General features: G+C 50.2%; 17 protein-coding genes and 1 other annotated feature. Of the genes, 2 read left to right on the forward strand and 15 right to left on the reverse strand.

Features of this window, described 5'->3' with window-relative positions; genetic code table 11:
* Positions 1-19: 19 nt before the first annotated feature.
* The 5 genes from QZQ08_RS02045 to QZQ08_RS02065 form a co-directional block, all read right to left on the reverse strand.
* Positions 20-859: a MetQ/NlpA family ABC transporter substrate-binding protein gene (locus QZQ08_RS02045; protein WP_296327099.1), complete on the reverse strand. Its 840-nt coding sequence runs from the start codon at positions 857-859 to the stop codon at positions 20-22.
* A gap of 12 nt (positions 860-871) precedes the next feature.
* Entirely contained in the window at positions 872-1,534 is a 663-nt protein-coding gene (locus QZQ08_RS02050; RefSeq protein ID WP_296327101.1) for a methionine ABC transporter permease, read from the reverse strand.
* Entirely contained in the window at positions 1,534-2,556 is a 1,023-nt protein-coding gene (locus QZQ08_RS02055) for a methionine ABC transporter ATP-binding protein (protein WP_296327105.1), read from the reverse strand. Before QZQ08_RS02055 ends, QZQ08_RS02050 begins: the two co-directional genes overlap by 1 nt.
* A 133-nt stretch (positions 2,557-2,689) precedes the next feature.
* Positions 2,690-2,910 (reverse strand) — a binding site (T-box leader).
* Between the two features lie 287 nt (positions 2,911-3,197).
* The gene (locus tag QZQ08_RS02060; protein ID WP_296327107.1) at positions 3,198-3,620 is read right to left on the reverse strand and encodes a flavodoxin; all 423 of its coding nucleotides are present in this window, start codon (positions 3,618-3,620) and stop codon (positions 3,198-3,200) included.
* 57 nt (positions 3,621-3,677) lie between these two features.
* A complete protein-coding gene (locus tag QZQ08_RS02065; RefSeq protein WP_296327109.1) occupies positions 3,678-4,241 on the reverse strand; it encodes a DUF3793 family protein in 564 nt (187 codons plus the stop codon).
* Positions 4,242-4,629: 388 nt separating this feature from the next.
* On the opposite strand from QZQ08_RS02065, the gene QZQ08_RS02070 reads away from it, so the two are divergent.
* Positions 4,630-6,006 carry a cation:dicarboxylate symporter family transporter gene (locus QZQ08_RS02070; protein ID WP_296327111.1) on the forward strand — a complete coding sequence of 459 codons (1,377 nt, stop codon included), beginning with the start codon at positions 4,630-4,632 and terminating at the stop codon, positions 6,004-6,006.
* A 241-nt stretch (positions 6,007-6,247) separates the two neighbouring features.
* On the opposite strand, the gene QZQ08_RS02075 is transcribed toward QZQ08_RS02070, so the two are convergent.
* The 3 genes from QZQ08_RS02075 to QZQ08_RS02085 form a co-directional block, all read right to left on the reverse strand.
* Positions 6,248-7,666: a hypothetical protein gene (locus QZQ08_RS02075; RefSeq protein ID WP_296327113.1), complete on the reverse strand. Its 1,419-nt coding sequence runs from the start codon at positions 7,664-7,666 to the stop codon at positions 6,248-6,250.
* Positions 7,667-7,893: 227 nt separating this feature from the next.
* On the reverse strand, positions 7,894-9,069 hold the full coding sequence (locus QZQ08_RS02080; RefSeq protein WP_296327115.1) for a M20 family metallopeptidase: 1,176 nt from the start codon (positions 9,067-9,069) through the stop codon (positions 7,894-7,896).
* A 130-nt stretch (positions 9,070-9,199) separates the two neighbouring features.
* A complete protein-coding gene (locus QZQ08_RS02085) occupies positions 9,200-10,510 on the reverse strand; it encodes a serine dehydratase subunit alpha family protein (RefSeq protein WP_296327117.1) in 1,311 nt (436 codons plus the stop codon).
* Positions 10,511-10,725: 215 nt separating this feature from the next.
* Here QZQ08_RS02085 and QZQ08_RS02090 point away from each other — a divergent pair, with 215 nt between their 5' ends.
* Complete coding sequence (locus tag QZQ08_RS02090) at positions 10,726-11,349, forward strand: GntR family transcriptional regulator (RefSeq protein ID WP_296327120.1); 624 nt, start codon at positions 10,726-10,728, stop codon at positions 11,347-11,349.
* Positions 11,350-11,694: 345 nt separating this feature from the next.
* Here QZQ08_RS02090 and rplL read toward each other — a convergent pair whose 3' ends face one another.
* The 7 genes from rplL to rpmG form a co-directional block, all read right to left on the reverse strand.
* Positions 11,695-12,063 carry a 50S ribosomal protein L7/L12 gene (gene rplL, locus QZQ08_RS02095; RefSeq protein WP_296327122.1) on the reverse strand — a complete coding sequence of 123 codons (369 nt, stop codon included), beginning with the start codon at positions 12,061-12,063 and terminating at the stop codon, positions 11,695-11,697.
* A 59-nt stretch (positions 12,064-12,122) separates the two neighbouring features.
* A complete protein-coding gene (rplJ, locus tag QZQ08_RS02100; RefSeq protein ID WP_296327124.1) occupies positions 12,123-12,656 on the reverse strand; it encodes a 50S ribosomal protein L10 in 534 nt (177 codons plus the stop codon).
* Between the two features lie 162 nt (positions 12,657-12,818).
* The gene (gene rplA, locus QZQ08_RS02105) at positions 12,819-13,520 is read right to left on the reverse strand and encodes a 50S ribosomal protein L1 (RefSeq protein WP_009016453.1); all 702 of its coding nucleotides are present in this window, start codon (positions 13,518-13,520) and stop codon (positions 12,819-12,821) included.
* A gap of 60 nt (positions 13,521-13,580) precedes the next feature.
* Complete coding sequence (gene rplK, locus QZQ08_RS02110; protein WP_009016452.1) at positions 13,581-14,006, reverse strand: 50S ribosomal protein L11; 426 nt, start codon at positions 14,004-14,006, stop codon at positions 13,581-13,583.
* A gap of 19 nt (positions 14,007-14,025) precedes the next feature.
* Positions 14,026-14,583, reverse strand: coding sequence for a transcription termination/antitermination protein NusG (nusG, locus tag QZQ08_RS02115; protein ID WP_296327130.1), 558 nt, complete (start codon positions 14,581-14,583; stop codon positions 14,026-14,028).
* Positions 14,584-14,585: 2 nt separating this feature from the next.
* Positions 14,586-14,810 (reverse strand): preprotein translocase subunit SecE, encoded by a 225-nt coding sequence (gene secE, locus QZQ08_RS02120; protein ID WP_009016450.1) that lies wholly within the window; start codon positions 14,808-14,810, stop codon positions 14,586-14,588.
* A gap of 12 nt (positions 14,811-14,822) precedes the next feature.
* Complete coding sequence (gene rpmG, locus QZQ08_RS02125; RefSeq protein ID WP_009016449.1) at positions 14,823-14,987, reverse strand: 50S ribosomal protein L33; 165 nt, start codon at positions 14,985-14,987, stop codon at positions 14,823-14,825.
* Between the last annotated feature and the right edge of the window lie 193 nt (positions 14,988-15,180).

The raw sequence follows: 15,180 nt of genomic DNA on the forward strand, positions 1-15,180 counted from the left end.
AGCCTCCTTCATCGATTCCTTATTTCTTTTCATTGTTCGGGTCAAACCACAGTCCCGTATTGTTCTTCTTCATATATTCAGCAAATTCCGGGGACTTATAGGCGGCAGCAACGTCCTTGGCCCACTGGGCGTCCTTGTTCTTATCGCTCACAACGAGCTGGAGCAGGAGGTGCGGCAGGATGGTCTCCTTCAAAAGGGCCGTACTGGGATCGATCTTGGCGTTATAGACGATGGACCCGGTAATGACAATATAGGCAAAGTCAGTCCGGACGGACGGAATATTGAGGGACTTCATTTCCGTAAATTTCAGGTGATGGGGATTTTCCACAATATCCTGCTGGGTGACCGTCGCAAGGTCCTTTTTTGGATCCAATTTGATCCAGCCGGCCTTCTGGAGCAGGGCATAGGCCCGGGCCGTATTGGAAGCGTCATTAGGAACCGCAATGGTATCCCCATCTGCAACCTGGTCAAGACTCGTCTTACTGCCTGCGTAGATTCCAGCTGGCACCGTCGGGATCGGGGTCAGGGCAACAAGATGACCGCCTTGCTTCTTATTGAAGTTTTCCATATAAGCCGTATGCTGCTCGACATTAAAGTCCACTTCCCCTTCATTGAGGGCGATATCCGCCTGGAGCAGGTCACTCATATCCTTGCCCGTAATCTTATAGCCCTTTTTCTCCAAGATGGGCTTGACCCCTTTTTCAAAAAGGTCGCTGTACGGTCCCTGGGATTTACTGAAGGTCAGTTCCTTCTTATCCGCGGCTTGTTTCTTATCGCTGCCGCAGCCTGCGGCAAGACCGGCAAAGACAAGGACGGCAAGGGCTGCGCCCAGCGTTTTTTTCCACTTCGTAAGATTCATGATGATTCCTCCCTATTCATGATTTCTTGATTTAAAGGCAAAATGGTTGCCCACGGTTTGGATGATCTGCACAAAGATAATGAGGATGACTACCGTTAGAAACATGAGCGGTGTATTCATCCGTTCATAGCCATACGTCAGGGCCAGATCCCCGACGCCGCCGGCACCAATGGCACCGGCCATGGCCGTGGCCCCTAAAAGGCCAATGGTCCCCGTCGTAATGGAAAGGATGAGGGACCCTTTCGCTTCCGGCAGGAGAAAATACCAAATAATTTCAAAATAGGAGGCTCCCATCGCCTGAGCGGCTTCAATGATGCCTCGATCGACATCAAGCAGGGAGTTTTCAAAAAGACGCGTGAGATAAGGGGCAATGAAGATGACAAGCGGCACCAAAGCAGCGGTTGTCCCAATCCTCGTTCCAACAACCATCTTGGTCAGGGGCATGATAAAGACCATGAGGATGATGAACGGAACGGAACGGACCGTGTTGATGATCGTATTAAGGAGCCCATAGATGAAACGGTTCGGCAGGATGCTGTCCCTTCTTGTAAGCACCAGGGCAAAAGCCATGATCATAGCAATGACTGTGCCGGCCGCAAGCGACACAAAGACCATGTAGGCAGTCTGTTTGGCCGCTAGGATCAGCTGCGCATGGGAAACACCAAGTTCCGGCATTACGCATCAACCTCCTTCCAACTAAGACCATGTTCATCAAAGTAGGCCTTGGCTTTTTGAACGCCATCCTGTTCGTCAATGATTTCAAGGATGAACAGTCCCAATGCCTCCCCCTGCAGTTCACAGACATTGGCAAAAAGGATATTGGTTTCAACGCCTAGGTCATGATTGAGATGATAAAACAGATTTTCCGCAGCTTCGTCCCCTAGGAAACGGACCCTGAGAAGAAGGTAAGGCCTCGTTTCAGCCTTTAGTTTTTCAAGGACGGACCGCGGCACTTCATTGGGGATGACCGTCTTTACAAAGCGTTTCGTGATCTCTTTCTGGGGATCGCTGAAAACATCCAGAACAGATCCCTGTTCCACGACGCGCCCCAATTCCATAACAGCCACCCGATTGCAGATCTTTTGGATGACGTCGATCTCGTGGGTGACGATAAGGATCGTAATGCCCAATTCCTTATTGATTCGCTTCAACAGCTGCAGGATCTGCTCCGTAGCCACGGGATCCAAGGCACTTGTGGCTTCGTCGCACAAAAGGATGGAAGGGTTGGTCGATAACGCGCGGGCAATCCCTACACGCTGCTTCTGCCCGCCTGAAAGCTGACTGGGATAGGCATCCTTCTTATCAGAAAGACCTACAAACTGGAGCAATGTCGTTACGGTCCGCTCCATCTGCACCGCGTCAGTCTTGTTGAGAATCAGGGGCAAAGCCACATTTTCATAGACGGTTCGGCTCTCCAGCAAATTGAACTGCTGGAAAACCATGCCGATCTTCTTTCTCATGCGCCGCAGTGCATCATGGCTTTGGGCCAAGATATTGACGCCATTGATGAGGACTTCTCCCTCTGTAGGGTCCTCTAAGCGGTTCACCATGCGCAGGAGCGTCGATTTTCCGGCGCCGCTGAAGCCAATGACACCAAAGATATCTCCATCGGCAATGGAAAGGTTCACATCCTGAAGGGCATCAATCATGCCTGATGCTGAGGGAAAGCGTTTGCTAAGATGCTTGAATTCAATCATGGGTTCCTATCTCCTTCCTGATGATGATGAGTGTGTGGGGACAGACAAAACCGCCCCAGCGTTCCGCCGCTTTTTTCTTTTGCATGAACACGGCAACTTCCCTCTTTTCCCCAAAAAAGAAAACCCCCGCCTCCTAAGAGACGACGGTTCGTGGTTCCACTCTCATTCACTGGGAAAAGTCCCAGTCTCACATCCTTGGTAACGGGGCGGACCCCGTGACAGCTTACTGTTTATTTCAGCCATCCAGCTCGCGGAGGCATTCCCACAAAAACTGGATCCGAACCTGCTTGCACCGGTGTGCAGGTCTCTCTAGCGGCCATTTCTTATGGTACTTGTTCCGTTCCTTGCCTTTCACAATATGTTCATATCATACTATTAAGCTATGTATTTGTCAACGGGTCAGCAATCTTTTCTTGAAAAAACTTTTAGCGATACGTTGATACAAGAATAGATGGATTATATCACATATTTGTCATATTGTGTAATATTATTATTGATATGATTTTTAGTCTATTAGAAGAATGACAAGTTTTTGGCAGCAAAAAAAAGACCTGGAACGAAGAGAGGTACGTTCCAGATCTTAGGGTGCCTTAAAAAGGCTGTACAGGGGAGATCTATCTATGACAAGCTTAAGGAAAGGCTCATGCCAGGGCTTTCCCAAGCTCCTTACACTGCGTCAGGCCATCATCATCGGGGGCGCCATTAAGGATCAACGGATTGGCAGCAAGCGTGGCTCCGCTTGCGACAGCATCATCTTTCCAGTAGTCCATCCATTCACCGCTGCCCCACCCATAAGAGCCAAAAAGAACGATGGATTTACCGGACAGTTTTCCTTTGACATCATCCCACATCGGCTGGAACTCACTTTCTTCAAGAACTTCGCTTCCCATGGCGGGACAGCCAAAAGCAAGGCCATCATAGGCACTGGGATCAAGGCTTGCAGCTTCTGCGGCAGTCATGACGGAAACATCAGCACCCGCTTCTTTCAGTCCTTCAGCGACGGCATTGGCCATCGCTTCCGTATTGCCCGTTCCGCTCCAATAGATTACAGCTGTTTTTTTCATGTCAATCGTCCTTTCGCAAATTTAAAATAAGGGTTCAAAAATGGCCCCACAGAAAACTTATGCCACAAGAAGCTGTTCCAGCGAACGGCCTTGAGCAAAACATTCACAATAAACACGGGTACAATTCTGGCATTTTTCAAAAAAGTGCCGTGCCCGGGCGGGGTTGGTGTAAGCTTTCCAACAGCCCGAGCAGAGGCCTTTTTCCTTGGGAGAAGCCATGTACGCCTTCACATCATCAAGGGGATAATCAAGGAGAACTCCAATTTCATGGGGGAAGGAAGCCCGCTTTGCGAGTCGTAAGGAAATCTCGGCTAGGTGATCCTGCCAGTGGGAACCGGTATAGCCCAGGGAGCTGAAAAATTCCGGTACCCCATCCTCCTTCATGATGCGGTCAAGGTGACAGGGACGATATACGAACAGAAGGCCGCTGCGCTTTACCATGTCAAAACTCAGCATTTCGAGGAAAAGGTTCCTTTTCGCCAGCCGTATGGCAATCCGGCTGATCAAGGCAAAGGGGCTGACCAAAGGTGGGAAAACAAAACGGAAGAGACTGGCCGCTTTGAGTCCTGCCAAGGTCGGCGCACACTGCCGAACAAGTTCCATCTCCAAAAGACGTTCCATACGTACCTCCCAATCCGCCCCTTTCCCCCTTCGTTCCAGGGGAGTGAAAACGAAGAGGGAAGAAAGCGAAAAATAAGTTGTAATTAGCTAAAACTAACCATTACACATGAAAGAAAAGAGGGTCAAAAGAACTGTGTTGAACTGCTGGTTAGTCTTCACTAACTGTGCATAGTATAGCATGAGTCTGCTTCCTTTGCAACCCCCTTTTTTTAATTTTTAATTCTCCAAGAGAGCCCGTTCCTTCCTTGATTTTTACGCACCTTTCCTTCTGCACTCTTTCTAAGGATCCCTTTTAACGAATTATTATTGACAAACTCACTGTCTGTGGGTATACTCTCAAATTAATTCATACTTACGCAGTATATTTTATGCAGAAAGGATGTACATTATGGAACTTCACTTTTTCAAGGAATTTCTCATGATCAGTCACCCCACCACCGTTTTTCTTCTCCTCCTTTTTCTTTTGATTCTTGCCATGATCCATCATTTGGAGAAAAAAGGCACCTCCTTTGGGAAACTCGTGACCATCGGTACCGTATCGGGTGCCCTCCTAGGGATTTTTATCCAGGTCCTCGCCGGATTTCCGGACGCTCCGACAAAAGTGGTCTTTATCAAGGAGGCCACCAAATGGTATTCCCTTGTCGGCGGCGGGTTCATCGACCTCATCCGCATGCTTGTTGTCCCCTTGGTCCTTACTTCCATCATCCACGTCATCCTTCATATGAATGAAGGAACAAACCTCAAGAAACTCGTTGGCGCCATGCTTGCCACAAACCTCGGTATGGTCGCCCTGGCCGCCATCGTTGGCCTATCCCTGGGCGGCCTCTTTGGTCTCGGTGCCGGCTCAAGCGCTGTGGAAGGCGCCAGCAAAATGCGTGACGTAAAACCCGTCGTCGATACGTTCCGGGCCCTGATCCCGATGAACCCGGTCAAGGCTATGGCCGATACGAATGTCATTGCCGTCGTCATTTTTGGCGCTGTCATCGGCGGCATTGCCCAGCTCATCAAGAAAACAGGCACCAACAGCTTGGACGCCTTTACAAAGCTCTTTGACGAGCTCCACCTCATCATGGGATGGACCTGTGATTTTATCATCGGCCTCATGCCCTATGGCGTAGTTGCCCTGCTGGCAAATACCCTTGCTACAAGAGGCCTTAAGGCTGTCATGGATATGGGCCTTTTCATTATCCTGCTGTATGTGGGCCTTGCCATTATGTTTGCTGCACAAGCGCTCCTGCTCACCGTTTTTGGCGTAAATCCTCTCACCTATTTCAGGAAATCCAAAAGTCCCCTTGTCCTTGCCTTTACCTCCCGTTCTTCCATGGGCGTCCTGCCCCTTACGGTCGAAACCCTCACCAATCGCCTTGGCGTTTCAACAACAACGGCCAACACGGTGGCAAGCTTTGGGACAACGGCAGGGATGCAGGGCTGTGCCGGTGTCTTCCCCGGCCTCGTGGTGGTCTACATCGCCAATGTATCAGGCATTCCTTTTGACCTGACCCTATTTGTCATGAGCGTAGTGGTTATTGCCTTGGGGTCCATCGGCATTGCCGGTGTTCCCGGGACTGCGACCATGGCCGCTTCTGTCTCCCTCAGTGGGACTGGTCTTGGAGCCTACTTCTCTGCCATCTCTCCCGTCCTTGCCATTGACCCGATCATCGATATGGGCCGCACCATGCTGAACGTATCCGGTTCCATGACAAACGCCATTGTCGTGGATAAGATCATGGGAACCTTTGACGAAGAAGCATTTAAAAAAGAATAAAGAATGGTCAGAAAGCCCCTGCTGCAATAGCAGGGGCTTTTTTGATGGGCGGCTGTGATACCAAAAGACCCATAGGAAAACAACCAGCATCTGGCATCAGCCATATGGTCAGCGCCGCGTATCTTATAAGATAAGGTCATCTCCAGAGTAAGAAACCGCAAAGCGCTGCCCCCAGGAAAGCTAAAACGCCCCTCACCAAAGGTGCATGGCGCTTTGGGTGAAGGGCGTTACATTTGCTTTTTTACAGCGGAAGCTTATGGATGATGATGGAGAAGATGACCATGATGAAGGTGGCAAGAGGCTGTGTGGCCCCGTAGGAAACAGCCGGTTCATCACACTCCAGGGCATCGACAGCAGCGCCGAGGCCCGGAGCACTCGTCATGCCGCCCGTAATGGCACCGGAAAGCAGTGTCCAGTTGATATGGAAAACATAATGGCCCAACAGGAAGCCTGCAAGAATGGAGATGATGGCAACCAGAGCTGAAATGATGGCCACCATATACCCATCACCCGTCACGGCATCAACAACACGGAACCCATAGTTGAGGCCCGTTCCAGCAAGAAAGACGGACAGGAAATACGTCCGCATCTTACCAAGGACAGTGCTGTTCATACGGAAATGGATGGGACCAAGCTGTCCCAGGGCGCCCAAGGCCAAGGCAACAAGGATGGCTCCGCCAGTTGCACCGAGGGAGAACCAGCCCAAAGGTCCCATATAGATGCGGATGGAACCGACCACATACCCCAGGAAGGCGGCAAGGGAAAAGCCGATGAAGTCCATGGCGACTTCCTGATGTTTTTCCGTCACAAGGCTCGCGTCATTCTTGATATCAAGAGCCTTTTGGGCAAAGTACCGTTTCTTTTCGTCTTCGACATCAAGACCAAAGATCTTTGGAATCAGGTTGATGGCAAGGATCAGGAAGAGGACCCCAAAAGGATATCCGATGGAGTGTCCCACACCAACGCCGGCCTTTGCCTCCGTGACAAAGACTTCAATATCTTCTTGGGAAAGGGACTGGGTCCCTTCCAGCGTCAGCGGAGCCGGTGCTGATTCATGACGAAGCTTGGCATCGCGGACGCGGGCGCTGTTGATGATGGCAATGATCTTTTTCCTGGCCGATTCCGGCTGGCTGTTAAATTCCATGCCCAGCCGCCTGGCCTCGCTGTCAGACGATTCTGTAGCCGCGGCAAGACCAGTGGAGCTTGTGAGGGCGCCCGTATAGGTCCCCGTCATCTGGAAAGGGCTCATATCCTGCAGGAGCTGACTTGACCCATAGGAAGCAACGGCTCCGACAAAAGGAATGAAGATGGCGAGGATAATAAACTGCTTACCAAATTTTGTCAAGGCATACTTCATATCACTGGCGGCAAGAAGTCCCGTCCCCACAATAAAGACAAGAAGTGCCAGATTCATAAGCGGACCGGGAATGACCTTTCCCTGCATGACGGCCATGGCAGAGGCAAAATAGCGGCTTCCTTTAGGAATGCCCGCTGCATATTGGGTCAGGAAATAACCAATGACAAGTCCAACAAACAAGGTGCCTGTAATGCCGAACTTGAATTTTCCAATCTTCAGTTCGCCAAAAAGGTTTCCCAAGGTCATGGTAAAAAATAAGAGGACCAAGGGATTGAAGAAAAATGCGACAAAGTTGAAGTCCATAATGTACCCCCTCGATTGAGAATAATAATAAGATGTAAAATTTTCTCTAAAACTTTTTATATTATACTGAAAAGGTCATGATTCGGACAAGACTTTTCCCATGAACATTTTTTCATCCCCTATGAAATGCTTTCAACGTTTTTATTTTTAGGATGAAATAAAAAACATAGGAGAAAAAAGGCAACAATTCCTGCCCATTTCTCCTATGCTGTGCAATTTTTGTAACGTTACTTTGAAAGTTCCTTTTCCCATTCCCGTACATATTCGGCAAAATATTCGACACCCAATAAAAGGGCCTTTTCATCGATATCATAGTGAGGACTATGCTGCGGATAGCGCCGTGACGCGTCAGCAAAACCGCCGCCCAAAAGGAGCAGGGCTTTGGGATTTTTATATTTGGCAAAGTCCTCGCCGCCCATCTGCAGCTCCCAGTCAACAAGATGATCCTTGCCAAAGACTGTCCCGCAGGCTCTGCGTCCTGTATCCACGCAGGCTGCATCGTTGATCGCAGGCGGCGGGCCAAAATGGTATTCTGTACGGATCTTGGCCCGTGAGGTTTCCCCTACGCCGCGAGCCACCCGCTCAAGAATGCCGGGATAGGCCTCGCGCAGCGTGGGGCTGAAGGTACGGGCTGTCCCTGACAGATGAGCCGATGCAGGAATGACATTGCTCGTCGTCCCCGCCTGAAAAGTGGTCACCGATAGGACGGCCGGTTCCAAAGGGTTGACTTCGCGGCTGACTACGGTCTGAAGTGCATTCACAAACTGAGACCCAGCCACAATGGGATCAATGGTCTGATGCGGCAGGGCGCCGTGACCGCCCTTTCCATCGATATACACATCAAAGGTATCCGCCGCGCTCATGACCGGTCCATAACGCAGGGATGCCGTACCAACAGGGATCTTGCTCCAAATGTGGAGGGCAATGAGCCGTTCACATTCCTTTACAAGAGGCTCATCCTTCATGTACGCAGCACCGCTGTTGGCAATGTCTTCTTCCGCCGGCTGGAACAAAAAACGCACCGTCACGGTCAGTTCGTCCTTCATGGCGGCAAGGACCTTAGCCGTGCCCAAAAGGATTGCAATATGCGCATCATGGCCGCAGGCATGCATGGTCCCGTCCTTTTCCGACGCATAAGGGGCCCCGGTTTCTTCCTTGATGGGAAGGGCATCGATATCAGCGCGGATGCCAATGATATGGTCTGACGAATAAGGACCTTTAAGGGTAGCAATGAGCCCGGACGTGGTCGATGGGACATAGGCAATGCCCAATTCATTCAAATAAGCCATGATCTTTTTTTGCGTATCAAATTCTTTCCAAGACGGTTCAGGGTGGGCATGAAAATAGCGGCGCAGCTTCACGAGCTCGTCTTCCATGGCCCTTACTCGTTCCTTGATTTCCATAGAAAGCCCTCCTTTAGGGGACAAATCGCCCCGCTCTTACTCCTTGGTATAGCCTATTTCCTAGTAAAATGCAAGGTGTTTTAAAAAAAAGAAGAAGGCTTCCCTAAAGAAGCCTTCCCCATAAACAAGGTCAGCAAACGTAATCCTTGGGATCGATCTGACCGATCATGACATTAAGGATGTCCGTATCTGTCCCCTTCATGCCAACTTTGCCGATGTACCCAATATTGCGAATGGTATCCTCGATATCCTTTTCCACAATCCCTTCCCCGCCTTTAAAGACCCGATCCTTCATGCTCATGGCATGAGCCATAAGCGCTGCCTGGAGGGACGATGCAATCTTGGCAGCGCAGCTGGGTTTGGCCCCGTCGCAAAGGATACCGCCCACATTGGCCAGGGTATTGGTGACAGTCATGGCCATTTTCCGGGCGTCTCCATCCGTGGCCATAAAAGTAATGGCCGCACCGGCCCCGGTAGAAGCACTCACCGCGCCGCAGAAGGCGGAAAGAGGCCCAATATAGTGCTTGATATAAATAGAGACCAGGTTGCTGACAATAAGGGCACGGAGCGTCTCGTCATGACTCTTCTTCCAGGCCTCGGCATAGGTGATGACGGGCAGGGAAACCGTAATGCCTTGGTTCCCCGAACCGGAATTGATCACAACAGGTTTCGGACAGCCGCTCATGCGGGCATCACTGCCGGCAGCCGCCCGAGCAACCGCGCGGAACTTGAGGTCGCTTCCATATGTTTCAAGGAGGGTCCGTCCCACCTCGGCGCCCCAAGCGCCTGTCAGGCCTTCGTCACTGATTGCCGTATTGTAGGACATCTGCATTTCAAGAAGCGCCTTCACGGAATCAAGGTCCACGGTTCGGGCATACTCAATGAGCCCTTGGAAAGTCATCTTGGTCCGGTCCCCTTTGCCCCTCCTTCCAGCGCTTTGGGCCCCTTCCGTCCGGTCCAAAAGGACGGTTCCGTCCTGGACCATCTTCACGATGTTCGTGTGGGTTCCATCGATAATCACTTCCGCCATATGATCCTTGCCATACAAGGCCACATCAATATAAAGATTGGCTACACCTTCAGCCAGCGTCACTTCGCAGATTTCCCTTTCGACCAGCTTACGGCAGGCTTCCCGGTCCTCATCCGTCACACCGGCGATGACTTCAAGGGCCTTATCACTGTCGCCGCCCACGATACCAAGGGCCGCCGCGGCAGGAATCCCTTTCTGGCCTCCAGAATTGGGCACAGTGACGCCTTTTACATTCTTGATGATATTCCCTGAGCAGTTCACGGTAAAACGCTCCAAATCGCCGTTAAAGAGGCTTTTTGCCTTAGCCGCGGCATAGGCAATTGCAATGGGTTCCGTGCAGCCCATAGCGGGGATCAATTCTTCGTGCAGAATAGCCGTATAATTGTTCATTTCTTCCTGTGTCAATGTCATGATTGATTTTCCTCCCAAGAATCATCAGAGTAATCGAATTATTATATTACTAATATTATCACTGTTATGATTAATTGGGAAGTCTTTTTTGAAAAATCATGATCGAAACTCCGGGAGGATTTAATTTATAGTGTTATAATATGAAATAAATCATTGTCAAATTATCCAAATTAGATTAAGATATAGGTATTATGTCAGGGAAGGAAGGTTCAGCCATGAAAGAACCGTCACTTAAGGAAAAAGTCAGAAATGCCATTTTAGAGGGAATTTTTTCAGGGGAATACCAACCAGGGGACATCCTCAATGAAAAAAGTCTCATCGAAAAATACGAATGCAGCAAATCGCCCGTCCGGGAAGCCCTGATGACCCTATGTAACGAGCGCGTCCTTCGCAACATGCCTCGCTATGGCTACGAAGTCACGCGCCTGACGATGGACGATATCAATGAAATGCTTGAATTTCGTCTCTACTTGGAACACGGGATCGTATCCCGCGTCATCAAAAGCCTCACGGAACCCCAAATCGCCGCACTGGAACCCCTCAATGAACTGTGCCTGCGTGACGATTTACCGCCCCGCAAACATTGGGAATGCAATATGGATTTCCACAAGGCCCTGCTTCGTCTGGGCCGCAACGCCTATGCCGATGAACAGCTGTCTGCCTGCATGAGCCGCATGAGCCGCGCCTATGCCCAGTTCCGCTGGGGAATGGATTCCGGTGTCCTCCACGTCAGTGATGACTGCAAACACCACAAGGATATCTTGAAGGCCCTGCGGGACCACGATGCAGATGCCCTTTTCGATGCCCTCGATAAGGACCTGCGTGATTTCAGTGTATGAGAAAGCCCCCTTGGAAAGAACCAGGTAACGGTCCTTCCCAAGGGGGTTCTGCCTATGGGAGCTTAAAACCGGTCCGGCCTTATCATAAAGAGGCCCCCACAAAGAGGCCCTTTGCCAGTGCTTAGGTTAAGGACAGCACTTGAGGCAAGCATGATTTCCTCTTCGCTTAAAAAGGCGCCTTGTAGGCGTCTAGTTACCATGATCAAAGAGGCTGGATAAAGAAAGCCCCCCAAGCTTTATGGAGCCTTCCTGAATCAGGAAAAAGGTCCCCTCCCTCTCAATTCACAAAGTACAAAAAAAGACTGCAGAGGAAAACCCTCTGCAGTCTTTTTCAATCAGCCAAGATTATTTCAGATCAACCTTAGCGCCAGCTTCTTCCAGCTTAGCTTTCATAGCTTCAGCATCAGCCTTGGAAACGCCTTCCTTCAGAGTGTTAGGAGCGGAATCAACAGCAGCTTTGGCTTCTTTCAGGCCCAGGCCGGTCAGTTCACGAACAACCTTGATCACGTTGATCTTGCTGGCACCGCAGTCAGTCAGGACAACATCGAATTCGCTCTTTTCAGCAGCAGCAGCACCGCCAGCAGCAGGAGCAGCAGCAACAGCTACAGGAGCAGCAGCGCTAACGCCGAATTTTTCTTCCATAGCCTTAACGAGGTCAGCGAGTTCGAGCACAGTCATGCTCTCAATGGCTTGCATGATTTCTTCTTTAGTCATTTTAAATTCCTCCAAAATTTTAAATAGAATTTGTTTAGGTCACAGAATCCAGCCAATCATTAGGCAGATTCCTGTTCTTTCTTTTGACGAACGGCGTCGACAACGTAAACAAAGTTACGCAGCGTACCGTGAAGGACGTTGACGAGTCCAGAAATCGGGGCCTGCATGCTGCCAACGAGTTTGGCAAGCAGGACTTCGCGGCTCGGCAGATCTGCCAGGGCTTTGACTTCGTCAAGACCGATGACGGCACCATCAAGGATACCGGCTTTGATTTCAAGGGCTTTGTGGTCCTTTGCGAATTCAGAAAGGAGCTTAGCAGGGGCAACCGGATCTTCAGCAGAAAATGCCAGTGCCGTGTTGTGTTCGAGGAAGCTGTCAAGCCCTTCGATTCCTGCTTCTTTAGCAGCGATACGGACGAAGGTGTTTTTCGCAACCATGTACGTTACACCAGCTTCACGCATCTTTCTTCTCAAATCTGTGTCTTCTGCTACGGTCAAGCCGCAGTAGTCAACGAGGATAATACCTTTGGAGCCAGTCATCAGGTCCTTGAGTTCGGCTACTTTTGCAGCCTTTTCAGGACGAATGCTATGCATCAAGAAACACCTCCTTGCATTAAAATATATGAATCAATGAAAAGACCTCTCGGCAGGCCGCCGGAGGTCGTATTTATCCAAACACTCCGACCTAGGCAGGCGTTTTGCAACGTTAGGCTTACGCACCTACTGTCTGCGGTCCGATGGTCATTTTCGAATTGATTACTTGTTGCTGTCGGCTTTCAGCACATCGATGTGTACGCCAGGGCCCATGGTGGTGGACAGGGTAACACTCTTGATATACTGGCCTTTTGCGCCGGAGGGTTTTACTTTGATCAGCGTGGAGATCAGGGTAATATAGTTATCCAGCAGTTTATCAGCATCAAAGGAAACCTTGCCGATAGAGGTCTGTACGTTACCGGCTTTGTCGGTACGGTACTCAATCTTACCAGCTTTGATTTCATTTACGGCACGGGTTACATCCATGGTAACCGTTCCGACTTTCGGGTTCGGCATGAGGCCTTTAGGACCGAGGAGTTTACCAAGGCGGCCAACCACACCCATCATGTCAGGCGTTGCTACGCAGACGTCAAAGTCGAACCAGCCGCCTTTGATCTTATCAGCGAGCTCTTCAGCGCCAACAAAGTCAGCACCTGCATCCTGAGCTTCCTGAGCTTTTGCACCGCGGGCAAAAACAAGAACAGTCTTGGATTTACCAGTACCATGGGGCAGAACCAAAGCACCGCGGACCTGTTGGTCAGCATACTTCGGATCGACACCGAGGCGAACGGAGCATTCAACAGTGCTGTCAAATTTGGTGACAGAAGTCTTTTTAACCAGTTCAACAGCTTCTTTCGGAGTATATGCCTTGCCAGCTTCAATCAGCTTTGCGGCATCGGTATACTTCTTACCTGCTTTAGTCATTGTACTTTTTCCTCCTAGTGGTGCGAGCGGCTTTCGCCTCCCACTGATTGAGACTGACTATCAGTCTTCTACGACAATACCCATGCTGCGGGCAGTGCCTTCGACCATGCGCATAGCAGCTTCAACGTCTGCGGCGTTCAGGTCCTTCATTTTGGTTTCAGCGATTTCCTTGACTTTGTCACGTTTGATCGTCGCTACTTTGTTCTTGTTCGGTTCGCCGGAAGCTTTATCGATACCAGCGGCCTTTTTCAGAAGGACAGCAGCGGGAGGAGTCTTCGTGATGAAGGTAAAGGAACGGTCTTCGAATACCGTAATTTCAACAGGGATGATGAGACCAGCCTGTTTTTCGGTGCGGGCGTTAAAGTCCTTGACGAAGGCCATGATGTTGATACCAGCCTGACCAAGTGCCGGGCCTACAGGAGGTGCCGGAGTTGCCTTACCAGCAGGAACCTGCAATTTTACCATCTTAATGACTTTCTTTGGCATATCAATTCCACCTCCTATCTTATTCTATTGCTTCTACTTGAGAGAAGTTGACTTCAACCGGAGTGACGCGGCCGAACATTTCGATCATGACTTTGACCTTCTGCTGTTCGTCGCTGATCTCCGCCACCGTTCCTACCATATCATTAAAACCAGGGGCCTTAATGCGAACGGTCTGATCTAATTCAACGGGGCATTTCATGCGAATCGGTGCTTCCGCGGAAGCTTCCTTCTTCCCAGTGGACTGTTTCCCGAGAATACGCGCTACTTCGCGTGGGGATAAGGGAATGGGTTTGGTGCCCGTGCCGACAAAACCGGTCACACCCGGTGTATTGCGGACAGCGTACCACGTGCGGTCGTCAACAATCATTTCAATCAGGACGTAGCCGGGGAATACCTTGCGGCTCACAACCTTCTGCTGGTCGTCTTTGCTTTCTAGTTCGTCCTGCATGGGGACAAGAACCTGGAAAATCATGTCTTCCATCCCTAAGGAATGGACCTTGCTTTCCAAATTCAGTTTCACTTTGTTTTCATACCCGGAATAGGTATGAATGACATACCAGTGTCTTTGACCTTCCATGCTTATTGCACTCCCATCACTAAACGGAACAGTACGGAGAAGACAGCATCAATTGCCCAAATTAAGAGGGACGACGTGATGGCAGCAACAATCACCGTTGCCGTATATCCACCCAGTTCCCGCCGATTGGGCCAAGCCACCTTTTTCATTTCGTTCTTCACATCCCGGAAGAACCCCAGAGCTCCGCCGGAGCTTTTTACATCGGGAGTGAGTTGAGTCGATGCCATAATTGCTCCACCTTATTTCGTTTCTTTATGCAAAGTGTGCTTTTTGCAGAATTTGCAGTACTTCTTGATTTCGATACGGTCCGTATCGTTCTTCTTATTCTTCGTGGTCTGGTAGTTGCGCTGTTTGCACTCGGTGCAGGCCAGGGTAATACCAATACGATTGTTGTTCGCAGCCATGTTTTAACACCTCACTTACATTCAAAATCCCTCAAAGTTGCCTATATAGACTATCATACAAGGATGCAGATGTCAACACAAAAATGTGGGGCCGACCTGTCCTGTGTCGGTCCCACATCCTAGGCCTCTGCGGCTCGCTTATTCTTCGATTTCGGTAACAACACCAGCGCCAACGGTACGGCCGCCTTCGCGG

It is taken from the genome of uncultured Acidaminococcus sp., from assembly GCA_900538365.1.
Taxonomy (GTDB): Bacteria; Bacillota; Negativicutes; order Acidaminococcales; family Acidaminococcaceae; genus Acidaminococcus.